This is a genomic window from Achromobacter sp. SX5, from assembly GCF_056711425.1.
In genome coordinates this window covers 3,496,348-3,513,433 of sequence record NZ_CM160041.1, presented here as the reverse complement: position 1 = coordinate 3,513,433, position 17,086 = coordinate 3,496,348, and the positions used below count along the sequence as shown (strand labels likewise).

At 69.8% G+C, this 17,086-nt stretch carries 17 protein-coding genes; 13 read left to right on the top strand and 4 right to left on the bottom strand.

Annotated features, from left to right (window positions below; all coding sequences use genetic code 11):
- Positions 1-6: 6 nt before the first annotated feature.
- On the top strand, positions 7-1,257 hold the full coding sequence (locus AC1M14_RS16510; protein ID WP_479730058.1) for a D-amino acid dehydrogenase: 1,251 nt from the start codon (positions 7-9) through the stop codon (positions 1,255-1,257).
- Between the two features lie 131 nt (positions 1,258-1,388).
- A complete protein-coding gene (locus tag AC1M14_RS16505; RefSeq protein ID WP_102771568.1) occupies positions 1,389-2,291 on the top strand; it encodes a DMT family transporter in 903 nt (300 codons plus the stop codon).
- Here the strand turns inward: AC1M14_RS16505 and AC1M14_RS16500 are convergent.
- Positions 2,288-2,944, bottom strand: a complete 657-nt coding sequence (locus AC1M14_RS16500; protein ID WP_209164842.1) for an NAD(P)H-dependent oxidoreductase — start codon at positions 2,942-2,944, stop codon at positions 2,288-2,290. The genes AC1M14_RS16505 and AC1M14_RS16500 overlap by 4 nt on opposite strands.
- A gap of 126 nt (positions 2,945-3,070) precedes the next feature.
- On the opposite strand from AC1M14_RS16500, the gene AC1M14_RS16495 reads away from it, so the two are divergent.
- From AC1M14_RS16495 to AC1M14_RS16450, 10 genes are all read left to right on the top strand, one after another.
- Positions 3,071-3,961 carry a LysR substrate-binding domain-containing protein gene (locus AC1M14_RS16495; RefSeq protein WP_209164843.1) on the top strand — a complete coding sequence of 297 codons (891 nt, stop codon included), beginning with the start codon at positions 3,071-3,073 and terminating at the stop codon, positions 3,959-3,961.
- Positions 3,958-5,007 carry an AraC family transcriptional regulator gene (locus AC1M14_RS16490; RefSeq protein ID WP_479730057.1) on the top strand — a complete coding sequence of 350 codons (1,050 nt, stop codon included), beginning with the start codon at positions 3,958-3,960 and terminating at the stop codon, positions 5,005-5,007. Before AC1M14_RS16495 ends, AC1M14_RS16490 begins: the two co-directional genes overlap by 4 nt.
- A gap of 89 nt (positions 5,008-5,096) precedes the next feature.
- A complete protein-coding gene (locus tag AC1M14_RS16485; RefSeq protein WP_102771564.1) occupies positions 5,097-6,065 on the top strand; it encodes a tripartite tricarboxylate transporter substrate binding protein in 969 nt (322 codons plus the stop codon).
- Positions 6,066-6,175: 110 nt separating this feature from the next.
- The gene (locus AC1M14_RS16480) at positions 6,176-7,231 is read left to right on the top strand and encodes a beta-keto acid cleavage family enzyme (protein ID WP_111825449.1); all 1,056 of its coding nucleotides are present in this window, start codon (positions 6,176-6,178) and stop codon (positions 7,229-7,231) included.
- A 54-nt stretch (positions 7,232-7,285) separates the two neighbouring features.
- Positions 7,286-8,272, top strand: a complete 987-nt coding sequence (locus AC1M14_RS16475) for a Bug family tripartite tricarboxylate transporter substrate binding protein (protein WP_479730056.1) — start codon at positions 7,286-7,288, stop codon at positions 8,270-8,272.
- Between the two features lie 8 nt (positions 8,273-8,280).
- On the top strand, positions 8,281-8,739 hold the full coding sequence (locus AC1M14_RS16470; protein WP_479730055.1) for a hypothetical protein: 459 nt from the start codon (positions 8,281-8,283) through the stop codon (positions 8,737-8,739).
- Positions 8,736-9,098, top strand: a complete 363-nt coding sequence (locus tag AC1M14_RS16465) for a hypothetical protein (protein ID WP_102771560.1) — start codon at positions 8,736-8,738, stop codon at positions 9,096-9,098. The genes AC1M14_RS16470 and AC1M14_RS16465 overlap by 4 nt, the downstream gene beginning before the upstream one ends.
- An 87-nt stretch (positions 9,099-9,185) precedes the next feature.
- The gene (locus AC1M14_RS16460; RefSeq protein WP_479730054.1) at positions 9,186-10,091 is read left to right on the top strand and encodes a LysR family transcriptional regulator; all 906 of its coding nucleotides are present in this window, start codon (positions 9,186-9,188) and stop codon (positions 10,089-10,091) included.
- 110 nt (positions 10,092-10,201) lie between these two features.
- On the top strand, positions 10,202-10,840 hold the full coding sequence (locus AC1M14_RS16455; protein ID WP_479730053.1) for a glutathione S-transferase family protein: 639 nt from the start codon (positions 10,202-10,204) through the stop codon (positions 10,838-10,840).
- Positions 10,841-10,857: 17 nt separating this feature from the next.
- Complete coding sequence (locus AC1M14_RS16450; RefSeq protein WP_479730052.1) at positions 10,858-11,820, top strand: pyridoxamine 5'-phosphate oxidase family protein; 963 nt, start codon at positions 10,858-10,860, stop codon at positions 11,818-11,820.
- Here AC1M14_RS16450 and AC1M14_RS16445 read toward each other — a convergent pair.
- The gene (locus AC1M14_RS16445; protein ID WP_479730051.1) at positions 11,817-12,266 is read right to left on the bottom strand and encodes a winged helix-turn-helix transcriptional regulator; all 450 of its coding nucleotides are present in this window, start codon (positions 12,264-12,266) and stop codon (positions 11,817-11,819) included. The genes AC1M14_RS16450 and AC1M14_RS16445 overlap by 4 nt on opposite strands.
- A 91-nt stretch (positions 12,267-12,357) precedes the next feature.
- Here AC1M14_RS16445 and AC1M14_RS16440 point away from each other — a divergent pair, with 91 nt between their 5' ends.
- Positions 12,358-13,572: an MFS transporter gene (locus AC1M14_RS16440; protein WP_479730050.1), complete on the top strand. Its 1,215-nt coding sequence runs from the start codon at positions 12,358-12,360 to the stop codon at positions 13,570-13,572.
- On the opposite strand, the gene AC1M14_RS16435 is transcribed toward AC1M14_RS16440, so the two are convergent.
- Both AC1M14_RS16435 and AC1M14_RS16430 read right to left on the bottom strand, forming a co-directional pair.
- Positions 13,557-15,323 (bottom strand): acyl-CoA dehydrogenase, encoded by a 1,767-nt coding sequence (locus tag AC1M14_RS16435; protein WP_479730049.1) that lies wholly within the window; start codon positions 15,321-15,323, stop codon positions 13,557-13,559. The two genes, AC1M14_RS16440 and AC1M14_RS16435, sit on opposite strands and share 16 nt — an antisense overlap.
- 28 nt (positions 15,324-15,351) lie before the next feature.
- Complete coding sequence (locus AC1M14_RS16430) at positions 15,352-17,007, bottom strand: acyl-CoA synthetase (protein ID WP_102771554.1); 1,656 nt, start codon at positions 17,005-17,007, stop codon at positions 15,352-15,354.
- Positions 17,008-17,086 lie beyond the last annotated feature (79 nt).

Here is a 17,086-nt window from a genome sequence, read left to right as displayed (position 1 = left end):
TCAGGCATGCGCGTTTGCGTCATCGGTGCCGGCGTCGTGGGCGTCACGTCGGCGTATTTTCTGGCGCGCCAGGGCCACGACGTGGTTCTGGTCGACAGCCAGCCCCGTCCGGCGGAAGTGTCCAGCTACGCCAACGGCGGACAGCTCAGCTACAGCTACGTGGCGCCGCTGGCCGGCCCCGGCGTGCTGCCCAGCGTGCCGGGCTGGCTGCTGCGGGCCGATTCGCCGCTGCGGTTCAGGCCCCGGCTGGACCCGCACCAGTGGCGCTGGTGCCTGCAATTCGCGCTGGCGTGCCGCGCCTCGGTGGCGCGCGAATCGACCGCCCAGCTCTCCGGCCTGTCCTATCTCAGCCGCGACGTGATGCATACCCTGCTGGAGCAGGAGAACCTGGATTTTGGCCACCTGAAGAACGGCAAGCTGATCGCCTACCGCAGCCCCGAGCTGCTGGAGAAAGCGCGCGCGCTGGTCGCCTACCAGGCCGCGCACGGGGCCGAGCAGCAGGTGCTGGACGCGGCCCAGACCCTGGCGCTGGAACCCGCGCTGGCCGGCATGGGCGGCAGCCTGGCCGGCGCCATCTACACGCCGAGCGAAGAGGCGGGCGATTGCCGCCAGTTCACCGAGGCGCTGTTCGAGCGCCTGCAGTCGCTGGGCAACGTGGAATGCGTCATGTCCAATCCGGTTTCCGGACTGCAGCGCGAAGGCCGCCGCATCGTGGCGGTGAACACGCGCCAGGGCGACATCGGCGCCGACGCCATCGTGCTGGCCACCGGCATCGGCACGCGCGCGCTGCTCGGTCCGCTGGGCCATGACGTCCCGCTGTATCCGCTCAAGGGCTACAGCCTGAGCGTGCCGCTGGCCGACGGCGATGATTCCGTGGCCCCGCGCATCAGCGTGACCGACTACGAACGGCGCATCGTCTACGCCCGCGTGGGCGGCATGCTGCGGATCGCGGCCATGGTGGACATCGGCAGCGCCGACGCCGACATCGACCCGGCGCGCATCGCGCTGCTCAAGCGCCAGGTGCGCGAGGCCTTCCCGGCGCTGGACCTGCGCCAGGCGGTCCCGTGGGCGGGCCTGCGCCCGGCCACGCCCACCGGCAAGCCCCTGATCGGGCGCAGCCCTGCGGCCGGCAATCTGTGGCTCAACGTCGGCCAGGGCGCGCTGGGCTTCACGCTGGCCTGCGGCAGCGCGGCGCTGCTGACCGCCCAGATGGCGGACGTGGCCTTGCCCCTGGACCCCGCGCCGTTTCGCCCCTGAACCGGCCCATGTCCATTTCCAGATAGCCCCTGCCATTTCGTCGGCAGACGGACTGTCCCGCGCTCCCTAGGATAGGCATCCGCGCGCCGCTTCGCGGCCGCGTCCATCCTAATCCTGCGAGCGCAATCATCATGTCCTATCTGTACCCGTTGTTCGCCATCCTGTTCTGGGCGGGCAACGTCATCGTCTCCAAGATGGCGGCCAGCGCCATCTCGCCCACGGCCATCACCTTCTACCGGCTGGTGCTGGCGCTGTTCCTCATGGGCCTGTTCACCGCGCGCCCGGCCTGGCGCAACCGCAAGCTCATCCTGCGCCACTGGCCCAAGCTGGCCCTGTACGGCGCGCTGTCCTCGGCGCTGTTCCAGGCGCTGTCGTACCGCGCCGCCGAAACCACCACGGCCACCAACATGGCCATTCTGACCGCGCTGATCCCCTTGCTCAGCATGCTGCTCAGCGTGCTGATCCTGCGCGACCCCCTGACCCTGGGCATGGCCGCGGGCGGGGCGCTTTCGTTCATCGGCCTGCTGTACCTGGTGGGGCAGGGCGACATGCTGAGCGTGTTCCAGCAAGGCATCCACGCGGGCGACGGCCTGATGCTGCTGGCGGCCCTGTCGTACGCGCTGTACGGCGTGCTGCTGCGCCACTGGAAGGTGCCGCTGCCGGCCTGGCAGTCGACCTTCGTGCAGTCGATCTTCGCGCTGCTCTACATGCTGCCGCTGTACCTGCGCGTGCCGGCGGCGCAGGCCGCGCTGGACGCGGACACCATTCCGCTGATTCTTTACGCGGGCATTTTCTCGTCGGTGCTGCTGTCGTTCCTGTGGATCGAGGGCGTGCAGCGGCTGGGCCCCAACCGTTGCAGCATCTTCATCAACCTGCTGCCGCTGTTCACCGCGCTGGCCGCCTTCGCGCTGCTGCGCGAGCAGCTGCATGGCTACCACCTGCTGGGCGGCGCGGTGACGCTGGCCGGCGTGCTGCTGGCGCAGACCGTGCAGCGGCCGCTGTTCGGCCGCGCCCGCGGGCTGGCGCTGGACTAGTCCGCGCCTGCGCCCGCGGGTTCGTCCCACACATTGCGCGCGCGCGGCGTCTCGATCCGGTAGTCGGAATATTTGCGGACGAAGAATTCCGCGCCCAGCGCGGCCGCGGCGTCCAGCGGACGGCGCGGGTCGGCGGCGATCTCGCCGCGCAGATTGCCCGCGCCGTGCACATAGCCGATGAAATCCGAGTGCGTGTAGCGCGCGTATTCCTGGACCTGATGCACGATGCCCAGCGCGGCGCCGGGATAGGTCTCCTCGGAAGCCACGGCCAGGCCCAGGCGCTTGCCGGCCATGCGGGCCTTGACCCGCTCGGGCTCGGGGCCGGCCCCGGCGTAGTGCGCGAACGAACGGTCGAAGAAGGCCTTGGCCTGGGCCGACATGCCGTACCACCAGATGGGGGTGCACAGCAGCATGCCGTCGGCCGGCAGGAAATGCTCCAGGAACAGTTCCGCGTAGCGGTCCGTGGGCGCAGGCGCGCGCCGCAGGTCGGGCAGAAAGCCGTGGATGTAATCGTCCAGGAACAGCAGGCTGGCGCGCACGCCCGCGGTTTCGGCGCCGCGCAGCGCGGCCGCACCCAGCGCCGCGCTGTTGCCGTCGCGCCGCGGGCTGCCCACCAGGATGAGCAGGCTTTTTTCGGCTTGATGTGAATTCATGTGACGTTTCCCGTTCTTGCAGGCGATATGCCATGCGTTAGGCAGAATTTAGGTTCATCGCCGGGCGGCGACAAATGAGCATTCCTGAACTAAGATGAATCAAATTCATCCCAGGGCCCGCCATCCATGTTCGCCACGCTACCCGTCACGGCGCTGCGCACCTTCGAGGCCGCCGCCAGGCTGCGCAGTTTCAAGCTGGCCGCGGCCGAGCTTGCCGTCACCGCGACGGCGGTTTCGCACCAGGTCAAGGCGCTGGAGCGCCATGTGGGCGTGGCGCTGTTCGAACGCGTGCCGCGCGGGGTGCGCCTGACGGACGCCGGCGGCCGATTGTTCGCGCGCGTGCACGGCGCGCTGCTGGACGTGGCCCAGACGCTGGACGACTTGCGGCCGGCGCCGGCCTCGGGCGCGCTGACGGTATCGACCACGCATTCGTTCGCGGCCTTGTGGCTGGTGCCGCGGCTGGGACGTTTCTACGAGGCCCATCCGCAATACCAGCTGCGCCTGAACGCCAGCGCCGAGCCGGTGGACCTGCTGCAGGACGCCAGCGTGGACGTGGCGGTGCGCTACAGCCGCCGGCAGTATCCGGGCCTGCATGCCGCCTGCACGCTGCAGGAGTGGTTCGGCGTCTATGGCGCGCCGGCCCTGGTGGCGCGGCAGGGCAGGCGCGCGCCGGCGCTGGTGACCGTGCGCTGGCGCGACTCGCTGTTGTACGAACAGGGCTGGCGGGACTGGTGCGAGGCGGCCGGGCTGCCGGCCTGGCGCCGGCCGGCGGCCGAACACGCCTATGACGAGGAACACTATGCGCTGCAGGCCGCCATCGCCGGGCAGGGCCTGGTGCTGGCCAGCTCGGTGATGGTGTCCGACAGCGTGGACGCGGGCACCCTGGTGGCCTGCCGTCCGCAGGTGCGGGTGGCGGGCGCGGCCTATACGGCGCTGTGCGCGCCGGGGCGCGAACGGCATCCGCCGGTCAAGGCGTTCCTGGCGTGGCTGGGCCGGGAATTCGAGGCCCAGGCATGAGACACGCCCCGCAGCTGATGCGCAGCGGCAGCCTCAGCGGCTACGTCGAACTGGTGCAATCGCTGGGCCGCGACCCTTACGCCTTCATGAAGGCGGTCGGCCTGCAGGCGAAGTTCCTGGACGATCCGGAGATGCTGATTTCGCGGGACGCCGTGCGCGAACTGCTGGAGATCACCGCGCGCGCCACGCGCACGGAAGACCTGGCGCTGCGCCTGGCCGCAAGGCGCAAGCTGTCCGCGCTCGGCCCCATCAGCCTGGTGCTCAGGCAAGCGCCCACGCCGCGCGCCGCCATCGACACCCTGTGCCGCTATCTGCGGCTGGTGAACGCCTCGCTGATCATCCGCGTCGAAGACGCGGGCAACGTGATCGTGCTGCGCGAGGATCTCCTGCCCACGCCCGGACTGGCGATGCGCCAGTCGGTGGAGCTGGCCGTGGGCACGCTGTTTCGCATCCTCAGCGAACTGATCGGGCCGCGCTGGCAGCCGCTGGACGTCTGTTTCACGCATCGTCCGCCCAAGGACGTCGCCGCGCATCGCGCCTATTTCCGCCGCGCCGTCAAATTCAACCAGGACTTCAACGGGCTGGTGTGCCTGGCCAGCGACCTGTCCCGCCCGCGCGAGCCGGGAGACCAGGTCGCCGCCGACCTGGCGCGCAAATACCTGGAAGCGGCGCTGACCGATCGCGGCGAGAGCGCTCAGGAGACCTGCCGCCGGGTCATATTGGCGCTGTTGCCCAGCGGCGCGTGCAGCGCGCAGGAAGTGGCGCGCTTCCTGCACGTCGACCGGCGCACGCTGCACCGCCGGCTCGAAGCGGAAGGGCTGAGCTTCAGCCGGCTGCTCGACCAGGTGCGCTCGGACCTGGCCAGACACCATCTGCGCGAGAGCGACCTGCCGCTGGGCGAGGTGGCGGAGCTGCTCGGTTTCGCCCGCGCCAGCAGCTTCAGCCACTGGTTCCGCGGCCTGTTCGGCTGCAGCGCCACCGAGTGGAGCAGGCAGGCCGGGTCCATGTCCCAAAAAAGCAAACTTGTGTCCCAGAAAAGCAAGTGAGCGCGCAGCGTCCGGCAGATACTTATGCCCACAGGACAGGCATTGCGCAGCGCGCATCCGTCCGACATAAGAAAGCACAGGAGACGGACATGAGACTGCAGCGATTTGCACGGCCCGCCGTGGCCTTGATCGGATGGTCGCTGGCGTTCAGCGCCTGGGCGCTGGGCGGCAAGCCCTTGCGGGTCATCGTCCCGGGACAGCCGGGCGGCACGATAGACATCGCCGCCCGCGTGATCGGGCAGCAGATGTCCGCGGACACCGGCCGGCCCGTGGTCATCGAGAACCGTCCCGGCGCGACCGGCTCGATAGGCCTGAGCGCCATGCTGAAGGCCGATCCCGACGGCGACACCATCGCGCTCGGGCCGAACAACATGCTGGTCGAGGCGCCGCAGGTGATGAAGGTGCCGTACGACCCGCTGGGCGATATCGTCACCATCGCCCGGGTGGCGTTCACCAGCTATGCGCTGGTGAGTTCGGCAGACTATCCGGCCAAGGATTTCCCGAGCCTGGTCGAGCACCTGAAGACGCGCAAGGGCAAGTCTTCTTTCGCCAGCTACGGCACGGGCACGGTGTCGCAGTACTCCGGGCTGATCTTCAGCAGCCAGGCCGGGCTGGATATGCAGCACGTGGCCTACCTGGGATCGCCGCAGGCCCTGCAGGACGTGATCGGCGGGCAGGTCGACGTGATGTTCGACGGCATGGTGACGTCCCTGCCGCTGATCAAGAGCGGCAGGCTGCGCGCCTATGCCGTCGCCGGAAAGAACCGGTCCAGGTATTTTCCCGAGGTGCCGACGATGAGCGAGCTGGGCTACCCCGAAATCCAGTTCCAGGGCCAGGTGTGCTTCTACGGTTCCAGCAAGCTGCCGCCCGAGGTACTGGCCAGGCTCCAGGCCATCGTCAGCAAGGCGGCCAGCGCGCCCACGGTGCAGCAGAAGCTCGGCGACGTGGGCCTGGAGCCCGACGTGAGCACCGATACGGCCGCGCTGCTGGCCGAAAACCGGCAGCTGTTCCAGCGCAACGCCGCCATCGTCAAGAAGTTCGACATCCGGGCGAACTGACCCGCCCGCACCGTTTCCCACGCGACACGGGCGCGCCTGCGCGCGCCGGCACGGCCGCGCACGCCCGGCGCCGCAACCCTTCCATTTCCACCCCAGCGGAGCATCCAGCCATGAATTTCCTAGACGGCCATCTGTATCCCGAAAACCAGCAACCCCTGATCATCACCGCCGCGCCTTACGCGCCGGGCTGGATTCCTTCGGACTTTCCCGAAGATATTCCGGTCACGATGGAAGAGCAGATCCAGAAGGCGGTGGACTGCTACGAAGCCGGCGCCACCGTGCTGCACCTGCACGTGCGCGAAGCCAACGGCAAGGGCAGCAAGCGCCTGTCCATGTTCAACGAACTGATCGCCGGCGTGCGCGAGGCCGTGCCCGAGATGATCATCCAGGTCGGCGGCTCCATCAGCTTCGCGCCCGAGGAAGGGCAGGCGGCCAAGTGGCTCAGCGACGACACCCGCCACATGCTGGCCGAACTCGATCCCAAGCCCGACCAGGTCACGGTGACCGTCAACACCACGCAGATGAACGTCACCGAGCATGCCGGCGTCGATGACTTCCGGGGCGTTTCGCGCGGCTTTCCGGAGCTGTATTCGACCTACAAGGACATGATCGTGCCCTCCAATCCCAGCTGGGCCGAGGAGCACATCCGGCGCCTGACGGCGGCGGGCATCCAGAGCGAGTTCCAGGTCTACAACATCAACAGCTTCGAGACGATCGAGCGCATGATCCGCCGCGGCGTCTACAAGGGTCCGCTGGTGATGAACTGGGTCGCCATCAGCGGCGGCATGGACCAGGCCAACATCTACAACCTGGCCAACATGCTGCGCGCCGTGCCCGACGGCGCGGTGGTCACGGTGGAGAGCTCGGTGCTGAACGTGCTGCCCATCAACATGATCGGCATCGCGCTGGGCCTGCACGTGCGCTGCGGCATCGAGGACGTGCTGTGGAACCAGACGCGCACGGGCAAGATGAGCTCGGTCGAGCAGATCAGGCAGCTGGTCCGCATCTCCGGCGAATTCGGCCGCCCCATCGCCACCGCGCAGCAGGCGCGCGAGATCATGAAGATCGGCGTGTTCTACGAGACCGCCGACGAGACGCTGCGGGCCAACGGCTTCGCGCCCAACCGCAACGGCGGCAACCAGGGCTTTCTGCGCAAGCCGGACTGAAACCGGGCGGCCGGCCGGTCCGGCCGCGAACCTGAACCACGGGATGGATGAATCATGGCATCGTTGACTCGCAGGCAACTCATACTCGGCGCGACGGCGGCGCTGGCGGCCGGCCTGGTCCGCGCCCAGGGCGCCGGCGAATGGCCCGCGCGGCCGGTCAAGGTAATCGTCCCCGGCGGGCCGGGCGGCGTGCTGGACACGCTGGCGCGCCAGCTCTACGCCCGGCTGCAGGACGCGCTGGGCCAGCCTTTCGTGGTCGAGAACCGGCCCGGCGCGAACGGGCTGATCGGTTCGGCCGCGGTCAAGAACGCGGCGCCGGACGGCTACACGATCCTGCACAGCACGGCCTCGTCCATGGTGATGGCCGAGGCCCTGAATCCCGCCATATCGATCCGGACCTTGCGCGACCTGGAGCCGGTGGCGCTGTCCTCCGTGGGCGGGGTGCTGCTGGTGGTGCATCCGTCGGTGCCGGCCAGGACGCTGCCCGAACTGGTGGCGCTGCTGCGCAGCGATCCCGACAAGTACCCTTCGTACGGAAGCTGGGGCGTGGGCTCGAACGGCCACCTGACGATGGAGTGGCTCAAGCAGCGGGCCGGCCTGCGCATCAATCACGTTCCGTACAAGACTTCGCCTTCCTTGCTCACCAACATCGTGTCGGGCGAGCTGCCGATAGGCTGGGTCGACGTCGTGGCGCCGCAGGGCTTCATCGAGCAGGGCAAGCTGCGGCCCATCGCCCTGACCGGCACGGTGCGCAGCCCCCGGCTGCCCGAGGTGCCGGTGTTGTCCGAGCAGGGCTATCCCTTCACCGCCGCGGGCTGGCAAGGCATTTTCGCGCCCAAGGGCACGCCGCCGGAAATCGTGGAGCGCCTGCACGCCGTCATCAACCGCGAACAGGTGCAGCCGGCGTTCAGGCAGGCGCTGCTGCAGGCCAACGTGCCGCCGGCGCAGGCCGTGAGCCGCGAGGCGTTCGTGCAGACGATAAAGGACGACCTGGCGGCCTGGCGCAAGGTCGTGGTCGACGGCAATATCCAGGCGGATTGAGACAGGCCATGAAGATTGCTTCCCATGCCGAAAAGATCGGCCGCCTGCTGCGGCTGCGCGCCAGGCTCGACCCCCTGGAGGATTTCGAGCTGTGGTACTGGACCGGCCTGACGGCCGGAACCAATATCTGGAACGCCGCGCTGCACACGGTGGGGCTGACCAGCGAGGACCGTGTTTTCTCGACCATTCCAGGCGTGCACGTGGTGCCGCAGCCCGACGGCGGCTGGCGGCGCGAACTGCGCGGCCCGGGCGACGTCAGCCATGTCGGCTGGCCGGCGATTCCAGGGGAAATGCCCGAGCCCGTGCAGCGCCTGGAAGCCGCGCTGCACGAACTGGAAACCTATCGCGATCCCTGCCTGCGGGGCGACCGCGTTCCGACGCAGGCCATAGTCGATGCCTGCGACGGTGCGCTGTCGGAAGCCATCGCAGTCTATGACGCGCTGGTCCTTCCGGAGGCGCGCAGATGATTCCTGACCATCATCGCGCCAAGGCGCGGCGGATCGAGCGCTCGCTCGCCAAGCTCACCGACGCGGATTGGGAGATCCGCATCGAGGCGGCGATGCTGGCGGCCACGCACTGGGTCAATTACACGCTGCACAGGACTGGCGTCAGCGACGAGTCCGAAGACATGGTGCACGCGTCCATGTGCATGGTGAGCGTGCTGCGCAAGTACCGGCTGGCCGAACCGCTGCTGATCGCGCAGCTCGAAGCGATCGAGGAACTGCGCCCCTTGCACGTGCGCGGCGACATGGAAGGCGGCGCCGGCGCCGCGGCCAGGGCGCTGGAACTGCTCGACGCGATAGGAACGCGGGCGCGCGCGCTGTGATCCGGCGCCGGATTGACGGGTCCGGGAGCCGCTTCTAATATCGTCCGACATTGCGCGGCGGCCTTGCCGCGACCCTGGCGGCGCACCGTGAACCGATTCCATGAAATGACCGTATTCCTGGCGGTGGCCGAGGCGCAGAGCTTCGCCGCCGCCGCCCGGCGCCTGGAGATGTCGGCGCCCAGCGTCACACGCAGCGTGGCGGCGCTGGAGCGGCGGCTGGGCGCCTTGCTGCTGGTGCGCACCACGCGCAGCCTGCGCCTGACCGAGGCCGGCCAGCGCTATGCCGCGGACTGCCGCCGCATCCTCGAAGAGGTGGAACAGGCCGATGACGCCGCGGCCGGCGCCATGGCCGCCCCGCGCGGCGCGCTCAGCATCACCGCGCCGGCCCTGTTCGGCGAGCTGCACGTGATGCCGGCGGTGCTGGGCTATCTGCGCGCGCACCGCGCAGTCTCGGTGCGCACGCTGCTGGTGGACCGCGTGGTCAATCTGCTCGACGAAGGCGTGGACGTGGCGGTGCGCATCGGCGCCTTGCCCGATTCGTCGCTGACCGCCGTGCAGGTGGGGCAGGTGCGCCGCGTGGTGTGCGCCGCGCCCGCGTTCCTGCGCGAACATGGCGCGCCGCGCGATCCGGACGAGCTGCAGCGCTATTGCACCATCACCGCGGCGATGGAAGGGCGCGGGCCGCAATGGCGCTTCCTGCAGGACGGCCAGCCCAGGCGCGTGCGGTTCGATTCGCAGCTGACGGTCACCTCGTTCCAGGCCGCGGTGCTGGCGGCCCGCGAGGGCTGGGGCCTGACGCAGGTGGTGTCCTACCAGGTCGCGCGCCACCTGGCCAGCGGCGAACTGGAAGTGGTGCTGCGGGACTTCGAACTGCCGCCCTTGCCGGTGCACGTGGTGTATCCGGAAGGCCGCAAGAGTTCGGCCAAGGTGCGCAGCTTCGTCGATTTCTGTGTCGAGGCCCTGCGCCGCGACCTGGCCGCGCTGCCGGCCTAGCCGCATATTCTTTCACCGCCTGCAAGAGTGTCTTGCCGCGGCCGGCCGTTCCCCCGCGGCCGGCGCGGGGCCAAGATGGGGCTGTCTCCAGTCCCCATTGAAGAAACCTCATGCAGACCGCCCAGCCTTCCATCCTGACGTTCTACAGCTTTCCGCTGTCCGGCCATGCCCATCGCGTGGCGCTCATGCTGTCCCTGCTCGATGTGCCGCACCGGACGGTCGACGTGGACCTGCGCGGCGGCGAACACAAGCGCCCCGCGTTCCTGGCGCTCAATCCGTTCGGCCAGGTGCCGGTGATCGATGACGGCGGCGTGGTGGTGGCGGACTCCACCGCGATCCTGGTCTACCTGGCCAGGCGCTACGGCGGCCGGGCCTGGCTGCCCGAGGACGCCGCCGGCGCGGCCGCGGTGCAGCGCTGGCTGTCGGTGGCTTCCGGGCCGCTGGCCGCCGGTCCCGCCGCAGCGCGCCTGGTGACGCTGTTCGGTGCGCCCTACGACGTGGACAGCACGCTGGCGCGCGCCCATGCCTTGCTGGCGGTCATGGACCGCGAGCTGGCCGGCCGCGACTTTCTGGCCGGCGCGACGCCCTCGATCGCGGACGTCGCCTGCTATGCCTATGTGGCGCATGCGCCCGAGGGCAATGTGTCGCTGGACGGCTATGCGGCGCTGCGGGCCTGGCTGCGCCGCATCGAAGGCCTGCCGCGCTTCGTGCCCATGGCTTGCTCGCCGGTGGGCCTGCTGGCCGCGTGATGGCAGGGAGCGCAATCATGTCCATCGCTTCGACGCCTGCCGCAACGCCGTCGCCCTGGCATGCCGGCGAAACCCTGCTGCAACGCCACGCCGGCGTGGCCGAACGCATGCAGCAGACCGGGCCCAAGGTCATCCGCGACTACATGCCGGACCAGCACCGCGAATTCTTCGCGCAGCTGCCGTTCCTGGTGGCCGGCGCGGTGGACGGGCAGGGCGATCCCTGGGCCGGCGTGCTGGAGGGGCCGCCCGGCTTCGCGGTTTCGCCCGATCCGCGCGTGCTGCGCGTCTGCGCCACGCCCGATGCCGACGATCCGCTGCTGGCCGGCCTGGGACCGGACCGGCCGGTGGGCGTGCTGGGCATCGAGCTGCACACGCGCCGGCGCAACCGGGTCAACGGCCGCATTTCGGCCTGGGACGGCAAGCGTTTCGAGATCGCGGTGGCGCAGTCCTTCGGCAACTGTCCCAAGTACATACAGGCCCGCGATTTCCATTTCTCCCGTTCGCCGGCGCTGCGTTTCGCCGGCGCGCCGCGCGAGCGCGACGGGCTGGACACCGCCGCCCGCGCGCTGATCGCGCGGTCCGACACCCTGTTCGTGGCCAGCTACGCCGACGCCGGCGAGCGCGCCGTGGACGTGTCGCACCGCGGCGGCAAGCCGGGCTTCGTGCGGGTGGAGGGCAATGTGCTGACCATCCCGGATTTCTCGGGCAATCGCTACTTCAACACCTTGGGCAACATGGTGCTGAACCCGCGCGCCGGGCTGCTGTTCATCGACTTCGAGCGCGGCGACGTGCTGCAGCTGGCCGGACGCGCCGAAGTGATCCTGGACAGCCCCGAGATCGCGCGGTTCGAGGGCGCCGAACGGCTGTGGCGGGTGCACGCGCGCCGCGTGGCGTTCCGTCCGGGCGCGCTGGCGCTGCGCTGGCGTTTCGAGGCCTATTCGCCGGCCTCTCTGGCGACCGGGCAGTGGGCCGGATCCTAGGCATCCGTCTTCTGTACCACGGTGTCTTCCGGGCCGACCGGGCGGCCGTCCTGCGCGCGCACTTCCAGCCGGCGCACGGGCTGGCCGCGCTTGCGGTCGATCAGCAGCGAGTGGGGCTCGGCGGGGCCGTAATAGTGGTCTTCGCCCCATTGGCGCAGGCCGACGATCACCGGGAACAGCGCACGGCCTTTTTCCGTGAGCACGTATTCCTGGTAGGCGCTGCCGTCGGAGGCGGGGGCCGCGGCCAGGATGCCGTGCACGGTCAGCGTGCGCAGGCGGTCGCTGAGGATGTTCTTGGCCACGCCCAGGCTTTTCTGGAACTCGCCGAAGCGGCGCAGCCCGTCGAAGGCGTCGCGCACGATCAATAGCGACCACCAGTCGCCGATGGCGTCCAGGGAGCGCGCCACCGGGCAGGCGGCGCCTTCGAAACTCGTGCGTTTGACCATGCCGATTCCTCGCGCAGGAAAAATAATGGTTGCATTATAAAACCTTGAATCCTAGTATTCTGGTTTTGTAATGAAACCAAAAGGAATCGCCATGTCCGACGACTCTCCCATGCCGCGTTCGCTGGTGCTGCTGCTTGCGGTGGCCTGCGCCCTGAGCGTGGCCAACGTGTATTACGCGCAGCCGCTGCTGGACGCCATCGGCCGCGAGTTCGGCCTGTCCGAGGCGGCGGTGGGCGTGGTGGTGACGGCCACGCAGCTGGGCTGCGCGCTGGCGCTGCTGTTTGTGGTGCCGCTGGGCGACCTGCTGGACCGCCGTCGCCTGATGATCGGCCAGCTCGGGCTGCTGGTGCTGGCGCTGGCGGCCGTGGCGGTCGCGCCTGCCGCGCCCTGGCTGCTGGCCGGCATGGTCGCGCTGGGCCTGCTGGGCACGGCGATGACGCAGGGCCTGCTGGCGCTGTCGGCGGCGCTGGCCGCACCGGGCGAACGCGGCCGCGTGGTCGGGGCCGCGCAGGGCGGCGTGGTGACCGGGCTGTTGCTGGCCCGGGTGCTGGCCGGCGTGGTGGCCGACGCCTGGGGCTGGCGCGCGGTGTACCTGGTGTCGGCCGCGCTGGCGGCGGCGCTTGCGGTGGTGCTGGCCTATCGCCTGCCGCGCCGCCGCCTGCCCACGGTGGACCTGGGCTACTGGGCGCTGCTGCGTTCGCTCTACGACTTGCTCGCGTCAGAGCGCGTGCTGCGCGTGCGCGGCACGATCGCGATGCTGATGTTCGCCGCCTTCAGCGCGTTCTGGACCGCGCTGGTGCTGCCCTTGAGCGCGCCGCCCCATTCGCTGACGCATACGGCGGTGGGCGCCTTCGGGCTGGTGGGCGCGGTCGGCGTGCTGATGGCCGCCGGCGCCGGCCGGCTGGCCGATCGCGGACTGGGCGAGCGCACCACGGCGGCGGGCCTGGCGCTGTTGTGCCTGTCGTGGGCGCCGATCGCATTGCTGGAACACAGCCTGTGGCTGCTGGCGCTGGGCGTGCTGGTCCTGGACGTGGCCTTGCAGGCGCTGCACGTCACCAACCAGGCCATGATTTTCGGCATCAGCGCCCAGGCGCACAGCCGCCTGGTGGGCGGCTACATGATGTTCTACGCCGCCGGCAGCGGCCTGGGCTCGATCGCCTCGACCGCGATATACGCGCAGGCCGGATGGCCGGGCGTCTGCGCGCTGGGCGCGGCGATCAGCCTGGCGGCGCTGGCGTTCTGGGCGCTGACCCTGCCGCGTCAGGCGGCGCAACGCCCCTACGCCTGCCGTCACGGCAAGGCGTAATCCTTCGACCCCAGCACCACCGCCGCCAGCCCCGGCGCCTGGCTCAGCTTGTGCAGCGCATAGCATTGCGCGGTGGCGATCTTGGCGTCGTGGAACGCCGGGTCTTCGTCGCGGTGCGCCAGGCTGGCGAGCAGGGCGCGCGCCATCTGCCAGCCGGCCAGGGTGGTGCCGGCCAGCAGCAGGTAGGGCACGGCGGCGCCGAACACCGCGTTGGGATGGCTGGCGGCGTTGGCCAGTACGAAATCGACGGCGTCGGACAGCGCCGCGCTGGCCCGGCGCAGGGGCGCGAGCATGCGGGCCGCAGCGGGATCGCCGCTGGCCTCCAGCACCGCTTCGGTCTGGCGGACTTCGGCCAGCAGGGCGCGGGCGACGGCGCCGCCGTCGCGCAGGGTCTTGCGGCCCACCAGGTCGTTGGCCTGGATCGCGGTGGTGCCTTCGTAGATGGTGAGGATGCGGGCGTCGCGGTAGTACTGCGCGGCGCCGGTTTCCTCGATGAAGCCCATGCCGCCATGCACCTGCACGCCGAGGCTGGCCACGTCGATCGACATCTCGGTGCACCAGCCCTTGACGATGGGAACCAGGAATTCCTGGACCGCCAGGTGGCGCTTGCGCGCTTCGGCGTCGGAGCTGGCGTGGGCCAGGTCGGCATGGCCGGCGGTGACGTAGGCCAGCGCGCGGCCGGCCTCGGTCAGCGCGCGCATGGTGCCCAGCATGCGGCGCACGTCGGGGTGCTGGATGATGGGCACGGCCTCGCGCGAGGAGCCGTCCACCGGCCGGCTCTGCACGCGTTCGGCGGCATAGGCCAGCGCATGCTGGTAGGCGCGGTCGGCGACGGCGATGCCCTGCACGCCGACGGCGTAGCGGGCGGCGTTCATCATGATGAACATGGCGTCCAGGCCGCGGTTTTCCTGGCCCACCAGATAGCCCACCGCGCCGCCGGCGTCGCCGAACTGCAAGGTCGCGGTGGGGCTGGCCTTGATGCCCAGCTTGTGCTCGATCGACACGCATTGCACGTCGTTGCGCGCGCCCAGCGTGCCGTCCTCGTTGACCAGGAACTTGGGCACCAGGAAAAGCGAAATGCCCTTGACCCCTTCGGGCGCGTCGGGCAGCCGGGCCAGCACCAGGTGCACGATATTCTCGGCGAGATCATGTTCGCCGTAGGTGATGAAGATCTTGGTGCCGGAAATCCGGTAGGTGCCGTCGTCCGCGGGTTGCGCGCGAGAGCGGATCATGGCCAGGTCGGAGCCGGCCTGCGGCTCGGTCAGGTTCATGGTCCCGGTCCAGCGGCCTTCGATCATGGGGCCGATGTAGCGCTCGCGCAGCTCGGGCGAGCCGGCGGTCAGCAGCGCCTCGATCGCGCCGTTGGTCAGCAGCGGGCACAGCGCGAAAGACAGGTTGGCGGCGTTGAGCATCTCGGAGCAGGGCGAGCCCAGCAGCCCCGGCAGGCCCTGGCCGCCGTACTCGACCGGATGGGTCATGCCCTGCCAGCCGGCTTCGGCGTACTGGCGGAAGGCCTGCTTGAAGCCGGGCGAGGTGGTCACCGCGCCATCGCGCCAGGCGCTGGGCTCGCGGTCGGCCGGCTGGTTCAGCGGCGCCAGCACGTCGCCGGCGTAGCGCGCGGATTCCTCCAGCACGGCCTGCACGGTGTCGGGCGTGGCTTCCTCGAAGCCGGGCAGGGCGGCCACCTGGGGCAGGCCGGCCAGGCGGTTCAGCACGAACAGCATGTCTTTCACGGGGGCTTGGTACGTCATTGCGTTGGCGCTCCTGGATGGGGTGTGGTCAGGCCGTCTTGCCCGGGGCGGCCAGGTCGATGGCCGAGGTCGCGCCCACGGCGGCGCGCAGTTCGAACTTCTGGATCTTGCCGGTGGAGGTCTTGGGCAGTTCGCCGAAGCGCACCGCGCGCGGGACCTTGAAGCCCGGCAGCAGGCTTCTGCAATGCGCGATGATTTCCTCGGCGGTGGCGCTGCAGCCGGGCTTGAGCTCGATGAAGGCGCACGGGGTTTCGCCCCACTTGGGATCGGGCATGGCCACCACCGCGGCCGCGGCCACCGCGGGATGGCGGTAGAGCGCGTCCTCGACTTCGATGCTGGAGATGTTCTCGCCGCCCGAGATGATGATGTCCTTGCTGCGGTCCTTGATGCGGACGTAGCCGTCGGCCGTCATCACGCCGAGGTCGCCGGTATGGAACCAGCCGCCGGCGAACGCGGCGTCGGTGGCGCGCTCGTTCTTCAGGTAGCCCTTCATGCAGATGTTGCCGCGGAACATGACTTCGCCCACGGTCTGCTCGTCGGGCGGCACCGGTTCCATGGTTTCCGGGTCGCGCACCGACACGCCGGCCTGCAGGTGGTAGCGCACGCCCTGGCGGGCGGTGAGCAGCGCGCGCTGCTCGTCTTCCAGCGCGTCCCAGGCGTCCTGGCGCGCGCACACGGCCGCCGGGCCGTAGACCTCGGTCAGGCCGTAGACGTGGGTCAGCTCGAAACCGATGTCGCGCATCTTGGCGATGACGGCCGGCGCCGGCGCCGCGCCGGCGACCATGGTGCGCACGGTGTGCCGGATGCCCGCCCGCATTTCGGCCGGCGCGTTGGCCAGCGCGCTTTGCACGATGGGCGCGCCGCAGTAATGGGTCACGCCTTCGTCGCGGATCAGGTCGAACACCATCTTGGGGTCGACCTTGCGCAGACAGACGTTGACGCCCGCGCGCGCGGCCACCGTCCACGGGAAACACCAGCCGTTGCAATGGAACATGGGCAGGGTCCACAGATAGACCGGATGCTTGGGCATGTCCCATTCGAGGATGTTGCTGACCGCGTTGAGATAGGCGCCGCGGTAGTGGTAGACCACGCCCTTGGGATCGCCGGTGGTGCCGGACGTGTAGTTCAGCGCGATGGCGTCCCATTCGTCGGCGGGCGGCTGCCAGTCGTAGCGCGCGGGCGCGGCGGCCAGGAAGTCTTCGTAGTCGATCGCGCCGGGCAGGGCGGCGGGCGCGCTCTCCAGGTCGTGCACCGAAATCAGTTTCAGGTGGGGATACTCGGCCACGGCGCGGCGCGCGACCTCGGCGTATTCCGTGTCCACGATCAGCGCCCGGGCCTCGCCGTGGCCCAGCATGAACAGCACGCTGGGAATGTCCAGCCGCGTGTTCAGGGTGTTGAGCACCGCGCCCAGCATGGGCACGCCGAAGTGGGCCTCGACCATGGCGGGGATGTTGGGCAGCATGACCGCGACCGTATCGCCGCGCCGCACGCCGGCCTGCTCCAGCGCGCCGGCCAGGCGCTGCGCGCGTTCGTAGGTCTGGGCCCAGTTGCGCCGCACCTTGCCGTGGACCACGGCCAGGCGCTGCCCATACACTTCGGCGGCGCGGGCGATGAAATCCACCGGCGTCAGGGGCGTGTAATTGGCCTCGCGGCGCGCGAGGCCGTGCTCGTACATGCTGCTCATGCTTGTCTCCTGTCGGATGCGGAAGGCACCCGGATATTCTTTGCGCGGAGGGCGTTTGTTCCGCTTCGCTTGCTAGAGC